The 16,849-nt window shown below is 62.1% G+C and carries 16 protein-coding genes; 11 read left to right on the top strand and 5 right to left on the bottom strand.

From position 1 onward, the window contains the following. Positions 1–6: 6 nt before the first annotated feature. Positions 7–1,911, bottom strand: coding sequence for a potassium transporter Kup (locus OKA05_RS03710; protein WP_264485753.1), 1,905 nt, complete (start codon positions 1,909–1,911; stop codon positions 7–9). Between the two features lie 201 nt (positions 1,912–2,112). On the opposite strand from OKA05_RS03710, the gene gpmI reads away from it, so the two are divergent. From gpmI to OKA05_RS03695, 3 genes are all read left to right on the top strand, one after another. Beyond that, complete coding sequence (gene gpmI, locus OKA05_RS03705) at positions 2,113–3,657, top strand: 2,3-bisphosphoglycerate-independent phosphoglycerate mutase (RefSeq protein WP_264485752.1); 1,545 nt, start codon at positions 2,113–2,115, stop codon at positions 3,655–3,657. Between the two features lie 178 nt (positions 3,658–3,835). After that, positions 3,836–4,621 (top strand): hypothetical protein, encoded by a 786-nt coding sequence (locus OKA05_RS03700; protein ID WP_264485751.1) that lies wholly within the window; start codon positions 3,836–3,838, stop codon positions 4,619–4,621. A 29-nt stretch (positions 4,622–4,650) separates the two neighbouring features. Continuing rightward, positions 4,651–5,121: a hypothetical protein gene (locus tag OKA05_RS03695; protein WP_264485750.1), complete on the top strand. Its 471-nt coding sequence runs from the start codon at positions 4,651–4,653 to the stop codon at positions 5,119–5,121. Between the two features lie 71 nt (positions 5,122–5,192). Here OKA05_RS03695 and OKA05_RS03690 read toward each other — a convergent pair whose 3' ends face one another. After that, entirely contained in the window at positions 5,193–5,951 is a 759-nt protein-coding gene (locus OKA05_RS03690; RefSeq protein ID WP_264485749.1) for a hypothetical protein, read from the bottom strand. Then, positions 5,951–6,325 carry a HesB/IscA family protein gene (locus OKA05_RS03685; protein ID WP_264485748.1) on the bottom strand — a complete coding sequence of 125 codons (375 nt, stop codon included), beginning with the start codon at positions 6,323–6,325 and terminating at the stop codon, positions 5,951–5,953. Before OKA05_RS03685 ends, OKA05_RS03690 begins: the two co-directional genes overlap by 1 nt. A 66-nt stretch (positions 6,326–6,391) precedes the next feature. Here OKA05_RS03685 and mutL point away from each other — a divergent pair, with 66 nt between their 5' ends. The 5 genes from mutL to OKA05_RS03660 all read left to right on the top strand — a co-directional run bounded on the left by mutL (position 6,392) and on the right by OKA05_RS03660 (position 12,181). Beyond that, positions 6,392–8,182, top strand: a complete 1,791-nt coding sequence (mutL, locus tag OKA05_RS03680; RefSeq protein ID WP_264485747.1) for a DNA mismatch repair endonuclease MutL — start codon at positions 6,392–6,394, stop codon at positions 8,180–8,182. A gap of 381 nt (positions 8,183–8,563) precedes the next feature. Beyond that, on the top strand, positions 8,564–9,355 hold the full coding sequence (locus OKA05_RS03675) for a hypothetical protein (RefSeq protein WP_264485746.1): 792 nt from the start codon (positions 8,564–8,566) through the stop codon (positions 9,353–9,355). Positions 9,356–9,648: 293 nt separating this feature from the next. After that, positions 9,649–10,566: a hypothetical protein gene (locus OKA05_RS03670; protein ID WP_264485745.1), complete on the top strand. Its 918-nt coding sequence runs from the start codon at positions 9,649–9,651 to the stop codon at positions 10,564–10,566. Between the two features lie 20 nt (positions 10,567–10,586). Then, positions 10,587–11,132: a hypothetical protein gene (locus tag OKA05_RS03665; protein ID WP_264485744.1), complete on the top strand. Its 546-nt coding sequence runs from the start codon at positions 10,587–10,589 to the stop codon at positions 11,130–11,132. Then, positions 11,129–12,181, top strand: coding sequence for a hypothetical protein (locus OKA05_RS03660; RefSeq protein WP_264485743.1), 1,053 nt, complete (start codon positions 11,129–11,131; stop codon positions 12,179–12,181). The genes OKA05_RS03665 and OKA05_RS03660 overlap by 4 nt, the downstream gene beginning before the upstream one ends. Before the next feature lie 61 nt (positions 12,182–12,242). Here the strand turns inward: OKA05_RS03660 and OKA05_RS03655 are convergent, their stop codons facing one another. Next, positions 12,243–12,665: a hypothetical protein gene (locus tag OKA05_RS03655; RefSeq protein ID WP_264485742.1), complete on the bottom strand. Its 423-nt coding sequence runs from the start codon at positions 12,663–12,665 to the stop codon at positions 12,243–12,245. Positions 12,666–12,899: 234 nt separating this feature from the next. Here OKA05_RS03655 and OKA05_RS03650 point away from each other — a divergent pair, with 234 nt between their 5' ends. From OKA05_RS03650 to OKA05_RS03640, 3 genes are read left to right on the top strand one after another with little or no spacing between them, the layout of a single operon-like run. Next, on the top strand, positions 12,900–13,355 hold the full coding sequence (locus OKA05_RS03650; RefSeq protein ID WP_264485741.1) for a hypothetical protein: 456 nt from the start codon (positions 12,900–12,902) through the stop codon (positions 13,353–13,355). Further along, on the top strand, positions 13,352–13,885 hold the full coding sequence (locus OKA05_RS03645; RefSeq protein WP_264485740.1) for a type II secretion system protein: 534 nt from the start codon (positions 13,352–13,354) through the stop codon (positions 13,883–13,885). Before OKA05_RS03650 ends, OKA05_RS03645 begins: the two co-directional genes overlap by 4 nt. Next, positions 13,882–16,116: a hypothetical protein gene (locus tag OKA05_RS03640; protein ID WP_264485739.1), complete on the top strand. Its 2,235-nt coding sequence runs from the start codon at positions 13,882–13,884 to the stop codon at positions 16,114–16,116. The genes OKA05_RS03645 and OKA05_RS03640 overlap by 4 nt, the downstream gene beginning before the upstream one ends. Position 16,117: 1 nt before the next feature. Here the strand turns inward: OKA05_RS03640 and OKA05_RS03635 are convergent, their stop codons facing one another. Beyond that, positions 16,118–16,822: a zinc ribbon domain-containing protein gene (locus OKA05_RS03635; RefSeq protein WP_264485738.1), complete on the bottom strand. Its 705-nt coding sequence runs from the start codon at positions 16,820–16,822 to the stop codon at positions 16,118–16,120. Between the last annotated feature and the right edge of the window lie 27 nt (positions 16,823–16,849).

The following is a 16,849-nucleotide window of genomic DNA, read 5'->3' as shown; positions in this document are numbered from 1 at the left end:
GAAAAATCAAAGGGTGATCTGCGCGCCGAGCTCGACCACCCGGCCAGGCGGCAGGCGGAAATAGGCCGTCGCCGGCGAGGCGTTCCTGGCCATCACGGCGAATAGCGCAAGTCGCACGCGGTCGAGTGCGCTGGCGTTCTTGCCAACGCCGTAGGTCTCGCGACCGAGCACGTAGGTGGCCTTGCCAGGGTGGAATTTCACAACCTCGGGCAACCGGGCTTTGAGAGCCTCGGGCACGTCGGGCGTGTCGGCAAATCCAAAGCTCAGGTTCACGCGGTGAACGCCCTCGCCGAGGTCGGTATGGCCGAGCGATTCGGCCGGCCCGGCATGCGGCTGATCGAGGGTCTGGACGTGCAGCAGGACCACACGCTCGTGCAGCACCTGGTTGTGTTTCAAATTGTGCAGCAAGGCGGTCGGCACCGTGTCGCCGCGACCGCTCATGTAGACGGCGGTGCCGGAGACGCGGTGGATGTGACCCTTTTTGAGGTCGGCCAGCAGCGCATCGATGGGCAGTGATTCACGAGAGAGCCGGGCGTAGAGCCGGGCCCGCCCCCACAGCCAGGTCATCATGAGTCCCATGGCGGTTCCGGCCACGATCAGCGGCAACCAGCCCCCGTGAAGGATCTTGAGTGAGTTTGCCGCCAGAAAGGGCAGCTCGACCAAGAGGAACAGCGAGGTCACCAAACCAGCCTTTAAGATGGACCATCCCCACGCGGCGCGGGCGGCCGAGTAGAAGAGGAACGAGGTGATCGTCATCGTCAGGATGATGGCGATGCCATAAGCCCCGGCGAGGGCGGTGGAGCTTTTGAAAGTGATCACCAGCACGATGCAGGCGAGCAGCAGGAAGCGATTGACGGCCGGCACGTAAACCTGGCCGATCGAATGCTCCGAGGTGTAGCGGATGCGGACGCGCGGCAGGCAGCCGAGTTGCACCGCCTGGGTGGTCAGCGAGAAGGCACCGGAGATAAGCGCCTGGCTGGCGATCGCGGCGGCGGCGGTGGCGAGGATGGTCAGCGGCAGGCGGAAATATTCCGGGGCCAACAGGAAGAACGGAGCGCGGATCGCTTCCGGCTCATAGCTGAGCAGCGCGGCTTGGCCGAGGTAGTTCAGCACCAGACCGGGAAATACCACGCAGAACCAGCCGAAGCGGATCGGGCGGGTTCCGAAATGCCCGAGGTCGGCGTAAAGCGCCTCCCCACCGGTGACGGCGAGGAAGACGGCTGCGAGCAACGGGAAGGCGTGGTGCCACTCGTGAACGAGGAACATGATGCCCGCCGCCGGGCTCAGGGCTCCGAGGACTTCCGGATGCTGGATGATTCCGCGAAGTCCAAGGACCCCGAGGGTGACGAACCAGGTGAGAACGATGGGACCGAACAGAATGCCGACCTTGCCCGTGCCATGACGCTGGATGGCGAACATCGCGATCAGAATCCCGACCGCGAGCGGAACCACGTAGTGCGCAAGCAGCGGCGCACTGACGGAAAGGCCTTCCACGGCGCTGAGCACCGAAATCGAAGGGGTGATCATCCCGTCCGCGTAAATCAGCGACGAGCCCGCCAGGCCGAGTAGGAGGACCGACTTCCGGTCCTTTCCTCCTAGCCGACGTGCGGCCGAGCGGATCAGGGCGGACAATGCCAGGATCCCGCCCTCGCCGCGGTTATCGAGCTTGAGGATGATCAGCACATACTTGATCGACACCACCAGAATCAGCGCCCAGACGATCAGCGAGGCGGCGCCGACCAGATTGGTCGCGGTCATCGGCGTCGGATCGATGCCGTGGGGAGCAAAGCACTCGCGGAAGGCGTAGAGCGGGCTGGTGCCAATGTCGCCGAAAACAATGCCAAGGGCCGCAAGCGTGGCAGCGGGGAGCGTGGGCTGGCGGACGGCGTGGCCGTCGGAAGGACTGTTCATCGTTGCGGCGCGGATCGCCCGCGCCGCATTTCCAATCACTCCGCCTGCCCCGTGGCCAGCGAAAAGACCCCGGGCGGGAACGCAGAAATGGCTTGATTTCCCTACGGGCCGCGCGAGCCGGGCGCCGTTTCCGGATTCCGACGGAGGCGTGCGGAATCCCCGCTGGACGCTGGGCCGTCAGGCCGTTAAACGCGGCCCGTCATGGCCAAGAAACCGGTGGTGCTCATCATTCGCGACGGCTGGGGTGTGAACCCCGGGGGGAAGAAGACGGCGAAAAAAGACGGCAACGCGACGCTGCTCGCCAAGACCCCGTTCCACGACGTGATCCTGGAAGAGTATCCCAAGGGCTTCCTCAGCGCCTCCGGCCTCGATGTGGGCCTGCCTGACGGCCAAATGGGCAATTCGGAAGTCGGCCACCTCAACCTTGGCGCCGGACGAGTCGTTTATCAGGATCTGACCCGTATCAACAAGGCGATCGAGGAAGGCACGCTGGCCAAGAACAAGACCTTCAAGAAGGCGCTCGCAGCGGCGAAAGGGAAGCGCCTGCATTTCCTCGGCCTGCTTTCCGACGGCGGTGTCCATTCCCACCAGGATCATCTTTGCGCGATGGTCGCGATGGCCAAGGAAGCCGGCGTCGATGACATCATGGTCCATGCGATCACCGACGGCCGCGACACTTCTCCCACCGGAGGTGCCGGCTACGTTTCCAAGGTCGAGGACGAGATCGCGAAGTACGGTGCCCGGATCGCCACCGTGACCGGCCGCTACTACGCGATGGATCGCGACAAGCGCTGGGAGCGCACCAAGCTGGCATGGGACGCGATTGTCCACGGCATCGGCGAGGCCAAGGACGTGCTCGCCTCCGAGGCGATAGCCGAGGCATACGGCGACGAGAAGACCGACGAGTTCCTGTTGCCGATGGTCTTCGTCACGCCGGGCAAGAAGCTCATCCGGGACGGGGATGTCGTCCTGTTCTTCAATTTCCGCGCTGACCGGGTGCGCCAGCTTTCCGATGCCTTCCTCACCGAGGGCACCTTCAAGCCCTTCAAGGCCGGCCGTCGCCCGAAGGTCCACTACGTGACCCTGACCCAGTACGACGCGAACTATAAGTGCGACGTCATCTTCGGCCCGGACAAGCTCAAGATGGGCCTCGGCGAGACCGTCGCGAAGGCGAAGAAGAACCAGATGCGGATCGCCGAGACGGAGAAGTATCCGCACGTGACCTACTTCTTTAACGGCGGCATCGAGAAGCCGAACAAGGACGAGGACCGCTACATCATTCCTTCGCCGAAGGACGTGGCCACCTACGACCTCAAGCCGGAGATGAGCGCGAGCAAGGTCACTGCCACGGTGCTCGAGCAGCTCAAGAACTACGATCTGGTCATCCTCAACTTTGCCAATCCCGACATGGTCGGTCATACCGGCGTGGTCGAGGCCGCGATCAAGGCCTGCGAAATCATCGACGCCGACGTAAAGGCGATCGTCGAGGAGACGCTCAAGCTCGGCGGCAAGCTGCTGCTCACCGCCGACCACGGGAACTGCGAGTTCATGATCAACGCGGATGGCTCACCGAACACCGCGCACACGACCAACCTCGTGCATCTCATTTACGTCGCCGCCGATGCTGCGAAGTACGAAGTGAAGGACGGCATCCTGGCGGACGTCGCACCGACGCTGCTCGACATGCTGGGCCTTCCCCAACCGAAGGAAATGACCGGCAGCTCGCTGCTGGTGAAGAGGAAGTGAGCCGCGGCTGCGGCATCTTACCGCCGAACGCATGCGCCAGGGCCATGGACCAAGAGTCCGTGGAAGACCCCAGGTCGCAGGAGACGACACCAGGACCGGACCGGCATGTTGGATGGTGTGTCGTAACCGGTACGAATTCGCGTGTTCCGCGGATGAGCGGAAATGTAACCTTCATGCCATGAAGATTCGAAGGCTGGTGGTGGGTGTCTTCAGTTGGACGCTGGTGGCGAATGCCGGGGAAATGCCGGAAGTCGCCGGTTCACCGGAGAAAGTGACTCCCGCAAGCAGCCTGGAGGATGATGCCGGCTCACCTGCTGGCCTCGTTCCGGCCAAGGGGAAGAAGGGGGCTGATGGTGGGTTATTGACGAGTAGAAATGCAACCCCTACCAGAATCCTCAATCTCACTCCCAAGGGGAATATTGTTTTCGAAGGGGTGGATGATGTAAGTGGCCGGGATGGAAAGTTCTGGAATGGCAAGCGAACAATGAATTTAACTACAAGTTCAGTTTGGTATGATTTGTTTTCGGCAGATGGGAAACTGGTCCGGAGACTTCCAAGGCATATCAATGTTGATCCGACGGGCGATCCGAAAAGCACTGATTACAGTGCGGATGATATTCATTGGAGGTGGTTGGGTGATGAGTGGATTATCGGTGTTCAAGAAATCAATTACAGGGGCTACCCTAACCCGTATGAAGGTGTGCAACGGGAGATGACCATTCCCGCTCCTCATGGTGCTAGAATCTATTTGTTTAATGTAAGTAATCTCGATATTGCCTATGAACTCAAAACCCCTGAGTTGCCCAAGGGGTTGGCTGTTCATCTCGATGGAATAACTAAAGATGGATATATTTCGCTGTCAGGCGCGAGCCCGATTGCCTATCATCAAGGGAGTGTGGAATTGGGAAATGACCCCCGCCACTTTCAGAGGCTCGGCGTTTTTGAGATCCAGTTTGAGAAATGAGCGCGGAACAGTCCCGATAGTCAAATAAGATGAAATTCACTTTGGTGCTTAAGGGCCATGAGGCGAGGATGCTGGCCCTCCTTTTGATTTCTTTGATATTCACCGGCGCGCAAGCCAGAGGTGATAGCCGAGTGATTCTCACCCGGGCGGGAGCCCGGGTTGAAACAACGATTCCCGGGAATTTCGCGAGTTTGGACGCGATTTTACCCGCGCTATTTTCGCTTGCAGATCAAGCTGCCGACAAGGGTGCCGAACAGGCCTACATCGGAGGTAGGAAAGATCGGAAGGACCTGATCTATTACTATCGCGGGGTGCGTGTGGAGGGCGACGTCGTCATTGTTTCCTTTGCGAAGGAAGCGATGCCGTATTTCAGCGGATCCCCCAGCTATGACACCGCAATCATGACGCCTCTGGTGGGTACGGTGATGCTGTATCAACCAGATGCCAAACAGGTCAAACTTGAGATTGATGGTAAATTCTGGAAAAATGAAGATGGTTGAGCCCCAGCGAATCTCGATGTGACTTATGGTGAGCGACAACGATTCCAACGTTTGGAAGGGGACCTTCCCAACTACTCTTCCTTTTCCACCTTGAACACCGGCAGCTCCCCCGCCGGATTCAATTCCGTCGGGGCCTTGAGCGTGAACTTCTGGTCCTTGCCTGCTTGGAAATCGCCGAACGCGATTGGCACCACGGTCAGGACCATGACTGGCGTGTCTTCGCCCACGATCTTTGCGGCGTGCAGGAGCATGGCGCAGTTCGGGAACTTGGAGACGGTCAACTGGCCTCCCGGCAAGATCCAGTCGGCCGCCTGCTCGTTGTCGGTCGGGAAGAGGTATTCCAGCACGACCGGCCACGGCGCGGGCTGGGTGAATTCGTCCGGCGCGACCATCGCCTGTGCCCGCACGGCGAAGCCGGGGTGGAACAGATCGCCCGGGCCGAGCTTGCGGACTTGCTGCACCTGATAGTCCCCCTCGGCGTATTGGATCAGCTTGGGCTCCTTGAGATTGAGGAGGTAGTTCCGCATCAGCGCCGCGTTGAAGGTGCTGAGTTCGTCGTCGGTGAGTCCGACATAGCGGCGGTAGAAGGCTCGCGGGTCGGCGGATTCGCCCGGCGGGGCCTCCATCGGCTTGATGTCAGTCGGCGGCTCGACGCGCTTGAGCTTCTTCAGCCACCCGTAGTTCCGCGGGATTTCCGGGTGCTGGAAGACATGCAAGCACGCCAGCCAGCTCACCACTGCCAGGCACAGCGCCACCACGTTCGCCAAGGCCCACCAGTAATAGGCCGGGGGGCGCTTTTTCTTCGGCGGCGGCTGCTTGTCGCGCGGCATCAGCGGCACTCCTCCGGCTCGGGCGTCGGCTCGTTGGCAGTCTCGAACGAGGTGCCGCAGCCGCACGAGCGGGCGGCATTCGGATTATCGATGCGGAAGCCGGCGTCGTTGAGATCGTCGCAGTAGTCGATCCGGCAGCCATCCAGCTTGCCGGCGCTGTCGGCGGCTACGATCACCCGCGCACCGGGAACCTCCACGATGGTGTCGCCGTCCTCAGCCGGGGCGATCTCCATGACATACTGCCAGCCCGCGCAGCCGCCCTTGCGGACCGCGAGGCGCAGCCCGGTTTCCGGCGTTGCGCCCTTGCGTTCCAGCAATGCCCGCAACTCGCCCGCTGCCTTGTCGGTCACCGTGATCATCTGCAGGAAAGACAAGACGCAAGTGTTGAAGACGCAAGACACAAGACTGGAACTTTTTCCGCGGGACCCCACCCTTGCCCCGTGCCTCGCATCCGCATCCTGCCTGAGATCCTCGCCAGCCAAGTGGCGGCGGGGGAGGTGGTCGAGCGGCCGGCCAGTGCGATCAAGGAATTGGTCGAGAACAGCCTGGACGCCGGGGCGGGGGAGATCCTGGTGGAAATCCGCCGTGGCGGGGCCGCGCTGCTGCGGGTGATCGACGATGGCTCGGGCATGTCGCGCGATGACGCCCTCCTCAGCCTGGAGCGCCACGCGACCAGCAAGCTTGTCGATTCTGCGGGGCTCGCATCCATTCGCACGCTCGGTTTTCGCGGTGAGGCAGTGCCCAGCATTGCCAGCGTGTCCCGGTTCCGGCTGATCACCCGCGAACCCCAGGCGGTGGCGGGGACGGAGATCGCCGTCGAAGGGGGAGTAATGCGCGACGTCCGGGAAGCGGGCTGCGCCCCCGGGACCACCGTCGAGGTGAAGGATCTCTTTTTCAACGTGCCGGCCCGGCGGAAATTCCTCAGAGCGGAGACCACCGAGTCGGCCCATGTGGAGCACCAGCTCCGGATGCATGCGCTTGCTGCCGCCGGAGTGCGATTCCGGTTTCGGAAGGACGAGCGCGAGGTTTTCGACCTCCCGGGGGGCATGTCGCGGCTCGATCGCGTGCGCTGGATGACCGGGACCGAACTGGGGAAGGAATTGATCGTGCTGCCGCTCACCCACGGCAACGGTGTGTCGGTGGAAGGCTTTGTCCTGCCAGCCGCCCATGCGCGCCGGGGCCGCCGCCACCAGTGCGTTTTCCTCAATGGGCGGCCGGTGGAAGACTCGGCGATTTCCCGTGGTCTGGCCGAGGGGTTTCGCGGTGCCTTGGCCGATGGGCTGCATCCGGCCGCTTGGATGTGGATCGATATCGAGCCGTCGCTGGTGGATGTAAACGTCCACCCCGCGAAACGGGAAATCCGCCTGCACCGGCCACACGAGTTGCGCGACGTGCTGGCCGAGGCGGTCCGCGAAGGTTTGGCCAAGGCCGAGGCGGCCAAGCGCCCAGTGTTCAAGGTGGCGTCGGGCCCTCCCGTCCGGCCGGCGGATGAGCTGCCGGTCCGCCACAGCTCGCCCGGCCCGACTCAGGGCCCGTCTCCAGCGAGGAGTGCGCCACGCGAATGGCCTGCAACCTTGCCGGTCCAGCGGATTTTCGAAACCATCGCCGCTCCGGCACCCGTGGTCATCCCGGAGCCGGAGCAGAAAGCGCTGCCGTTTCGTTACGTGGGCACGCTTCACGAGCGCTTCGCCCTCCTGGAATCCGAGGATGGCTTGGTCCTGCTCGACCCCCGTGCCGCGCGGGAACGCATCCTCTACGAGCGCTGGCTGCACGATGCGGATGGCCGCGGCGTGGAAAGCCAGACGCTGCTGGTGCCGGTGCTGCTGGAGCCCGGTCCCCGCGAGTGCGAGCTGGCGATTCGCCACCGCGACGAATTCGCCAAGGCCGGCATCGAGCTGGAAGATTTCGGCTCCGGCACCTTGCGGGTCGGTTCGTTGCCGGATTTCCTCAAGCTCGCCGACGTCCGCTCCTTCTTGACAGGCCTGATGGACGAACTCGCTGGCGGCCAGCTTCCCGGCAGCCGGGTGGCGTTCGATCACCTCGCCAAATTGCTCGCCCGCCGGGCGGCGTTGGCCGAGTCGCCCCGACCACAGGAGGCCTTGCGCTTGCTCGAGGTGCTTTTCCGCTGCGATCTCCCGTACTGTGCCCCGGACGGGCGGCCTACGCTCAGCGAATTTTCGATGCGCGAGCTTGAGAGGCGCTTTTCCGGGGTGAAATCCGGAGGTTTTTGAAATTTGGCCCCGATTTATCTTTGGGTTCCCAGTTATTCAAAATACCTGAAAATTTCATTGTTTGGGGACTTCCATCCTGCTTTTCTGACGGAGTCCATGAGTTCGATCGTTCCGCGTCATTTCCCCGCCAACGCTCCTCAAGCAGGGCGGGGGAATGACGTTGGGGTCGGCGCTAGCCTAGCAATGGCGGGCATTTTTCAGCTTTTGGAAGTGGAGCCATCTAACGCGATCACGGAATTTGCGACGGTGAAAGTTCCTGAGACAAACTGGATTTCAATCTGTTCAAAATTTCCCTAGAAATTTCTTGTTCAGGTTTCCTAATCATTCATAATGCGCGGCGAAGAGCCCCTGATGGGTTCGAGAGTTTTTGGAAAAACACTCATGAAGCCACGCTTGTTCCTCCTCCTTGCGTTTGCGCCGGCCCTGTTGCCGGTGGTGGAGGGCGCGTCGCTTCTCAGGGACCGCTTGGAAGCGGTGCATGGCGAGCTTTTGGAAAATCGCCGTGAAGCCCTGCCGGGTCTGAGCAATCCCTTCAGTGTGCCGGACAAGGCCCGCTTGGTCATCGAAAAGCCGGATGCCGGTTTCCGCAATTTCCGCGGCTGGCGTGGCAATGTGGTTGGCACGGTGTTCTGGATCGGCGAGCAGCCGACCGAGAACAACCCGGTTCCCAACACGATGAGCTCCTGGGACATGAACTGGCAGGAGAACTTCGGCGGCTACGACGACCCCGATCGCCGCAATGGCTATTCGCCGGCCAGCTTCGTACCCAAGCTGAATCCTTTCTATATCGCGCTGCCTTACAATGATGTCGCCAAGGGTGGCGGGCATCGCCCGGAAGCCTCCGAAGTCATTCCGTGGTTCTGGCGCGACTATCGCGGCGACGGCATCTCCGTCTGCAAGGGCCGCTGGCTTGCCATTCACTACAAGGGCAAGGTTTGCTACGCCCAATGGGAAGATGTGGGCCCCTTCGAGGTGGACCACTGGCAGTATGTTTTTGGCAACGAGGATCCGCGAGGCAACCGCAACCAAAGCGCGGGCATCGACCTGAGCCCGGCCGTCCGCGATTTCCTCGGCTTCCGAAGCGGCGAGCGCGTCCAATGGCGTTTCGTCGAATCCCGCGATGTCCCGCACGGCCCTTGGGCCGGCTGGGAGGATGGCCTCCCGCAGCGCTGAGAAAGGTTTCCGACCGCAGTCTGACGATTGCTGTTCTCCCACACCCGACACACACCCGAGACGAGTCACCTCGTCGCCCTTACATAAACTGATTCTGTCCGGAGAGGCGATGTTCCCGATCGCTTCCCCGGAGACCCGGCGAGGGACTCTGTCCCGAGCGGGCACGGTCCGGCTCCATTTATGTGGCCGTCCCGTGTCCGGCACCCTCGCCGGGTCCCTCTCCCCAACGCCTTTCCCGAGGCCGCGGAACAAGGAGACCGGAAGAGGTTGTCCATTGTTCACCCAAACCAGCCATGAAAACCAGCCGACTGGCAGCCCTTGCGGCAGCTTCTCTCGCCACGTGCGCATTTGTCTCCGGTGCCGCCCAGGCACAGACCACCACCGCCGACCCGTTGAGTCCGGTCGGTGTGATGACCGCCTTCCCGACCATGGTGCAGACCGGTACCAAGCCGACTCTCACCTGGTCGATCATGCATCCGGCCCGCGTCGGCAGTGGCCAGACCGGTGGCGGCGGCAATGGCAACGGCAACGGTAACGGCGGTGGCGATGGGGCTGAAGAGCTGGCCGTGGTGAATCCGCCCGGAACCATCATTCCGACCACCGATTGCTACGTGACAGTCCAGATCGTCGGCAGTGGTCCGACGGATTGTCGCAATCCCAACGCCACCAAGCCGCCCACCGATCTCCGGGTAAGCGTCAATGGATCGCTCTACGACCAGCTGTTCTACGGAACGCAGAGCAATGTGAACTCCTCACAGAAGCTCTTCATCAAGAAGGTCCGCGCGGGTCAGACCGTCGACTTCGGTGGTCGCTTCCTCGTCAATGGCGCGTGGTCTCCCTTCTACACCACCCGGAGTGGCAATCTCCAGGTGGTCGCACTGGTCAACGGAGATACCTATCCGGCCAGCACCAAGTTCAATGGACAGGCCGCGATGGCCAGCTATCTCAAGCCCTACGTCGACTCCTCCTTCAAGGTGAAGATCGGCCCGCTGAGCGTGCTGCTGGTGATGGAACTTGCTCAAACCAGCCACAGCTCACCGTGCTTCGACTATCAGGACCAAGTGGTGCTGGTCAGCCTGAGCCGCAAGCATCCTAACAACGGCCATGGCAACAACCTCGACGGAGTGGATTCGTCGAACCCCGGCCAAGGCAGTGGCGGCCCGAACGGAGCAGTGGATCCTTCGGGTGGCTACGACGACGAAATGCGCTGAAACCCGACCATCGGAATGCCATGAAAACCGTCGTCACTTTCATCATTGTCCGCGCAGCCGCTTGCTTGCTCGTCGCCAGTCCGGCGATGGCCGAGGAAGCCGCCATGCGCGATGTCGCCACCCACGATGAGCTTTCGCAAAAGCTTCGCGTGGCTAACAACAAGGGCCCGTTGTCGGACTTCAAGCCGGTTGAAGGGGAAGACCCAACCAAGGCAGAGCCGGAGAACCTGGTCAGCCGGTCCGACTTCATGTCCTTCTCAGGATATGCGACGATCGTCCCCAAGCGCGCGATCCTGCACATCCCCGCGGCGATGGCGGACCGCATCAAGCTGCTGCCAGGATCCAGAGTCCAGACCTGGGCGGAATTCTACCCTTCCAACCGAGGATGGATCACCACCGTCGAAGTCAGCCGTGCGCAGGCCGAGGGGAACCAGCCCCTCGCCGAAGAACTCGTCACCCGAATTCAAAAGAGCAGGAACGTCGTGGTCGCCACCTTTCAAGGCGGCCCGATCTCCGTGCTGCCCCTCAAAGCTCCCGTCGAAACCGCGAATCTCAAGAAGCCATGAAATCCCTCGGAATCCTCCTCGCTTCCTTCCTGGCGTCCATCACCTGGTCGCAGGCACAGACGAACGGCGGTTACACCAACTTCATCCGCCAGAAGCAGCTCCCGTCCGGAGTTGAATGGGACATGACCGTGGCTGCCCTCGGTGAAACCCAGTCGGCGCTCGCGATCAATCCGGGCGGTGCACGATTCGAGCTCTGGTCGGTCAATACGGTCACGGCGGCCGCGCACATGCTGGATTCCCGCTATGTGGGATCCTACGTGCCGATTGGCGGCGTGGTGATCCGTTCGGAAGATCCCTACGACACCGTTCCCCGTACTCGCGCCGACCGTCCGTTCTTCGTGGATGTGACCGTCTCGGGGTTGCTGAGCGGAGTCGCTGATCCGGATGCCTCGAAGAAGGTCAACTTCCTACGTCACGTGCAGTCTTACGGTGCTGCCGGCACGGGGATGGGAATCGACCGTTCCTTGGCAACGATGCTGTCCCAGAACTACATCGAGGCGAACGGCTCCAATACCCTGACCTTCGCGATCAATTCGGTGCCCGGAGCCAACCGTGCGAAAGTGCGGGGCGAGGAACGTTTCTCGGTCTTCTCGCTGCCCGACAACCGGGTCGACTCCGAAAGCGGCCTGACCTACTCCGCACCGGCGGCCCAGCTCGGAGCACAGTTGATCCAGATCTGGCCGGTGGCCGACGGTGGTCTGGCGGGGATCACCAACAACCAGCTCATTCGCTTCAAGGTCCCCGCGTTGACCATCACGCTCAACGACCTGTATCCGGACAGCCATACCTACGCCCAGGTCTACAAGGGAGCGCCGCAGCTCGGCACCACGGGTAAGATCGTTCCCGGCTCCTCGATCGTGATCAACGACACCGTGCCGCAAAGCCGAATCCTCGCGGTGTCGGACTACGACGATGTGTTCGAGGCAGACGGTCAATGGACCATGGAGATCGTCACCAAGACGCCCTTCGGCTTGGACCGTCTCGCTCACGTGACCTTCACGCTTGACCGGATCATCCAGATGAACGGCTCGGTCACTACGATCGACTGAAGCTTTCAACTCCGCCCCGCGGGCAAAGTCCATAGTCGCCATGGCCCTTCCGCTTCTTCCTTCACTTCCCGTTCCCGCCGGTATTCTGCCCGGCGGGAGCGGCGAGCTTTTCGAGATCCTGCCTGAGATTGTCGTTCCGGTAGAGGAGGGAGAACGTCGCCTCGCGGGTCTTCCTGAGTTGATCCTCGATCTCGGTGTAGGCCAGCAGCAGGAACAGGCCTTTCACCGGTTCACGGTGGAAGGAGAGCGTGCGGGTGGCGAACTGGTCCTTGATGGTGCGGTCCTGCCGGTTGGCCGAGAGCGCTCCGTATTCCCCGGTAAGCTCCTTCTTCAGCTTGTTGAAACGGGTCTCCATCTCATCCGCATTCGCCGCCGGATCGCGGTAGTGGACGGTGACCTCAAACAGCCGGCCACCGTGGAAACGCCCCTCGAGGGCTTGGGCTGCCGCTCCCGGAAGATTGCCTTGGCGCGGGGAAATTCGCACGACCCGAAGCGCGGGTTGATCTCCGGGAAGCGAAATGTTAACGTCCAGGGAATGTCGGGAAGCCCAATCAATCAATTTTTCCGGAGTATCTCCCCAGCGCAGGCCAAATGGCGGCTCAAGCACCGCTTGGGCGTGCAAGCGGGCCCACCCGAGCACGGCGATCACAAGGCAACGGACGAATGCTCGCATGCCCGCGGTTTCCCTTTTTTCCGGCGTCGTCGCAAGCCCGCAGGCTTGAAGAGTGGATCCATGCTGGTGGAGGCGGCGATTTCGATGACCCTGCTGGGGATACTCGGGCTGACGTTGCTGAAGCTGTCGCTCAATGTGACGGCACCGCGTCAATGGACCCTGCAACAGTCGATCACGGATGCCTACCTGACCTTCGAGAAGGCGTCGGCGCAGCGCTTGCCCTTCGCCGAGTTGACCGGCTCACAGTCGCTGTGGCCGGCGCAGCCGAGCGTCGCGGCGAGTTCGGTGGTGCTGGGCAGACTGCCGGGAGGTCAACCGATCACGGGCACGGTCAGCCGGACGCGCTTCCCTGACTCTAACAACCTGCCTGCCAAGGGTGGCTCCGGCACCACGGTGACGAATCCTTCCGGCATGGAGGTTTGGCGCTTCCAGAGCATCATCCGCTACGAACTGGGCGGACGCACCTATCTCAAATCCCGCACCGTCATTCGCTCGCAATGAAAACCACGATCCGGAAATCCCGCGGTCGCGGGTACACCTTGATTGAGCTGACGCTGGCCATGAGCGTCGGGATCGTCATCTCGGCGCTGGTGATGTCGCTGGTGAACCAGCAACTGGCGTTTCTCAGGATCTTCCGCGCCCAGAGCTTCCTGGTGACGGAGGCTCCGATGCTGAACAACTACCTCGTCAAGGTCGTCGGGAACGCCGACAGCTACCGGCTTTACGCGAGCGTCGAGGATCTCGTGGCCGGACGGGCGCAGGTGATGGAGAACGCTCCTGTCATCATGCTCCGTTTCAAGGAGCCGAACGGCACCTTCCGCGCCTCGGTGCTTTCCTTTGAGAACCCGGGAACGGGTAGCGGGCTCTACTACCGCATGGTGAATACATCGGGCGTGCTGGGCAGTCCGTCATGGTCCCTTTCCAAGAGGCCGACCAATGTCCGCTTTTCGATCGAGCAGGGGATCCTGCGGGTTCGCGTGAGCGGTCCCAACGGTGAAGAAGTGATCTACTCAGGAGCAATGCAGCTATGAAATCGCAATTTCCATCCCGTCCCGCCAGCCGGGGATATATCTCCTACATCATGGTCCTGTCGGTGGGCTCGATGCTGACCGTGATGACCCTGAGCGCCTACAAGTACGCCGGGGCCTCGCAGACCATCCAGAAGGAGACTCAACTCCGGGTGGACTACCAGGAGAAGGAAGACGCCATTCTGCGGGGAATCGTGAACATCGTCCCCAACCGGGCGATGCGGGCCATGCAGTCCGGTTCCAATACCTCCGGCGCCGTGCGCGATTCGCTGCGCTGGAAGAACATCTTTTCGGATGCCCTGGACCAAGCCGGGGCGAGGTCGTCGATTTCATCGGCCCTTGCCACCCAGATCGGTGGCTCCAAGGCGGTCGTGGCCAATTCCGGCGACGTGGCCGTTCAGACCGACGACCTGAAGGATGCCAATGGCAACGTGGTCAAGGCCTCGAACATCGAGCAAGTCTTTGACGCGATCGACCCTGAGACCGGCTTCGTTTCCGCTGGCATCGGGCGATCCCTTGGGACCGGTTTCCCGGCCCCTTTGGAGACGTCGAACAGCAACGTCACCAGTCGCGATCCGGTCTATCCGATCATCAGCACCACCAAGGAGTACCGGACCTTGGCACAGAGCAGCCTGCCGCTCCCTGTGTCCACCTATCCGCTCTACAACAGGGTGCCCTATCCGGAGATCCGCTTCGGCTACTGCTCGCCGGGCCAACTTTTCGTGGCGAAGCGGAACTGGTGGGCCTTCAGCATGCACCTCGGCGAGCACGGGGGCTTGCTCAAGAGCTACGCCCGGGGCGACAGCCAGGTCGGCGAGCGGGACTTCATCCTGTCAATTTACGAAATTCCCTCGCAGCTGGCCATTTCCGCCGAGGCCTTCACTAAGATCGGCACCCACGCCGACGGCACGCCTTGGCAGCACGCCAACATCCAGGGCGGGATCTATGCGACGCGTGCCCAGGTGGATAGCGGCATGCACGTGGACCGGCTCATGGCACGCCGCGGGCTGGCGCTGGGCAGCGACGTGACCGTGGGAGCAAATGCGATCGACGGCAACCCGCTGACGCCGGGCGTCCGCGAGAAGTATGAAGTGACCACCGGAGCCTACATGCCGGTGGCGCTGGCGTCGGAATCCGGCCGGGCCGCCTTCGTTTCGATCAACCGTGGGGCGGACTACTTCGACCGCTTTGCCCACACCAATGAAACCAGTGTTCTCTCCCCGACCACCTGGAACAACTACTCGGTCGGTGCGCTGCAATGCGCGATGCGCCTCGACATCAAGTCGGTGGTGAGCTCCACCAACCGCACGCCCACGGAGTTGCGCTTCGAGTACATGAAGGCCGGAGCCCGCGTGACGCTCAACGTTCCGCTCACCGCAGGGCCTGCACCCGGTCTGCCAACGGGTTACATCAAGGTCGCCGACGAGGGGCAGACCTACAATTTCGGCACCCAGTTGGTGGACGTCGCCTATGGCACCAACAGTTCCTATGTCTACAAGACCGGCGTTACCGGAAACATCACGTTCAACAACGCGACCTTCACCGACCCGGTCGTGGGAACCCTGAAGTACGGCTACTTCCGGCCGACCTATCCCTTCGAAGTGAAGATGCTGCAGGGCACGAAACCGTGTATCGCGGTTTATCCCGAGCGATTCAAGGCGTTCCTCACGTCCCTCGGGGCGGATGGCCTGGACGTGAACCACTCGCTGGCCATCAATGTGGACTACACCACGACGGGCATCAACATGCCGGCCTACAAGCCGAGCATTCCCTGCACGAACAACGACTACGGGGTGCTGATGACCGAATGCGACGATCTCACCCCCTTCACCAAGGGCTTCTCGCTGGTCACCAACCTGCGACTCTACATCGGGGACGATTTCAACGTGGTTTCGACCCCGCCGCCGGCAGGCTCCGGGCTGCCGACGCCATTCTATCCGCCGGCCTCGTTGTTTGCCCCGGAAAAACGCTACGGCACGGATTTCGACCCGCTCAAGGTGGAGGTCGCCGGCCAGATGGGCCATCTCAAGGGCGATGATGGCTCGGGGACCAATCCCGTCCACTTGCTCGACTTCAAGATGGCCAGCGAAGCCAACGCGGCGGCCGCGAACATCGATGTCAATCTCCGCCCCATCACGCACCCGGCGGAGCTTCCGCCGGTGACGATGATGAACTGGCTGGTGGTGATCGAGGAGCGCCGCAAGATGTTCTACTCCGGCGCGGGCGCGAACTGATTCACTCGCCCTCGTAGAGCAGGCGTCCGCAGCTTTCGCACTGCACGCCTTCGGTGCCTGACTTCACCTTCACCAGCGTGGAGGCGACCAGCTTGATGTGGCAGCCGCTGCATTTGCCGGCATCGACGGGCACGATGGCGACGCCGTTCTTGATCTTGAGCAGACGCTCGTAAAGCGGGAGTTGGTCGGGAGGGGCGTCGGCGGCGAGTCGGTCGCGCTCGGCTTGCACCTCCGACTGGTCCGCTTCGAGGCGCTTCTTCCGGTCGGCGAAAGCGGCCAGGTCCTCGTTCACCAGTTGCTGGGTCTTTGCCAACGCGGCTTCCGCTTGGTTAAGGGTGGCGCGCAACGCATCGGCACGCTCCATGAATTCGAGCTCCTTGGTTTCAAGGCCATCGACCTCCTTCTCATAGCGGACGATTTCATTCCCCAAGGCGGTGAACTCGTCGTTCTTGCGAGTTTCGAACTGCTGTACCTTGAGGCGGTTGATGGTCGTCTTGCGGGTCCCGACGTCGAGTTCCACCTTCTTGATCTCCACTTCGTTGGCCATCAGGGCCTCCTTGGCCTTGGCCACGGCGGCGGTGTCGCCGGCGAGCCGGTCCTTGGCGCGGGCCTCGTCCTTGGGGATTTTGGCGAGGTCCTCGGCAAGCGTCCGCAGGCGGCGGTCGCGGTCCTGGAGCACCAGCAGGGCTTCAATCGATGGCAGCATGCAAGGGTGTTAGCCGCCGCTTCCGCA

This window comes from Luteolibacter arcticus (assembly GCF_025950235.1).
In the GTDB taxonomy this organism is placed as follows: Bacteria; Verrucomicrobiota; Verrucomicrobiia; order Verrucomicrobiales; family Akkermansiaceae; genus Haloferula; species Haloferula arctica.
The sequence above is the reverse complement of the archived record's forward strand: the minus strand, read 5'-3'. Positions and strand labels throughout refer to the sequence as shown.

What these genes read in the sequence shown, in the direction of transcription:
- OKA05_RS03710 (WP_264485753.1), bottom strand. Translation starts at nt 1,911, where the DNA reads ATGAACAGTCCTTCCGACGGCCACGCCGTCCGCCAGCCCACGCTCCCC.
- gpmI (WP_264485752.1), top strand. Translation starts at nt 2,113, where the DNA reads ATGGCCAAGAAACCGGTGGTGCTCATCATTCGCGACGGCTGGGGTGTG.
- OKA05_RS03700 (WP_264485751.1), top strand. Translation starts at nt 3,836, where the DNA reads ATGAAGATTCGAAGGCTGGTGGTGGGTGTCTTCAGTTGGACGCTGGTG.
- OKA05_RS03695 (WP_264485750.1), top strand. Translation starts at nt 4,651, where the DNA reads ATGAAATTCACTTTGGTGCTTAAGGGCCATGAGGCGAGGATGCTGGCC.
- OKA05_RS03690 (WP_264485749.1), bottom strand. Translation starts at nt 5,951, where the DNA reads ATGCCGCGCGACAAGCAGCCGCCGCCGAAGAAAAAGCGCCCCCCGGCC.
- OKA05_RS03675 (WP_264485746.1), top strand. Translation starts at nt 8,564, where the DNA reads ATGAAGCCACGCTTGTTCCTCCTCCTTGCGTTTGCGCCGGCCCTGTTG.
- OKA05_RS03670 (WP_264485745.1), top strand. Translation starts at nt 9,649, where the DNA reads ATGAAAACCAGCCGACTGGCAGCCCTTGCGGCAGCTTCTCTCGCCACG.
- OKA05_RS03665 (WP_264485744.1), top strand. Translation starts at nt 10,587, where the DNA reads ATGAAAACCGTCGTCACTTTCATCATTGTCCGCGCAGCCGCTTGCTTG.
- OKA05_RS03660 (WP_264485743.1), top strand. Translation starts at nt 11,129, where the DNA reads ATGAAATCCCTCGGAATCCTCCTCGCTTCCTTCCTGGCGTCCATCACC.
- OKA05_RS03645 (WP_264485740.1), top strand. Translation starts at nt 13,352, where the DNA reads ATGAAAACCACGATCCGGAAATCCCGCGGTCGCGGGTACACCTTGATT.
- OKA05_RS03640 (WP_264485739.1), top strand. Translation starts at nt 13,882, where the DNA reads ATGAAATCGCAATTTCCATCCCGTCCCGCCAGCCGGGGATATATCTCC.
- OKA05_RS03635 (WP_264485738.1), bottom strand. Translation starts at nt 16,822, where the DNA reads ATGCTGCCATCGATTGAAGCCCTGCTGGTGCTCCAGGACCGCGACCGC.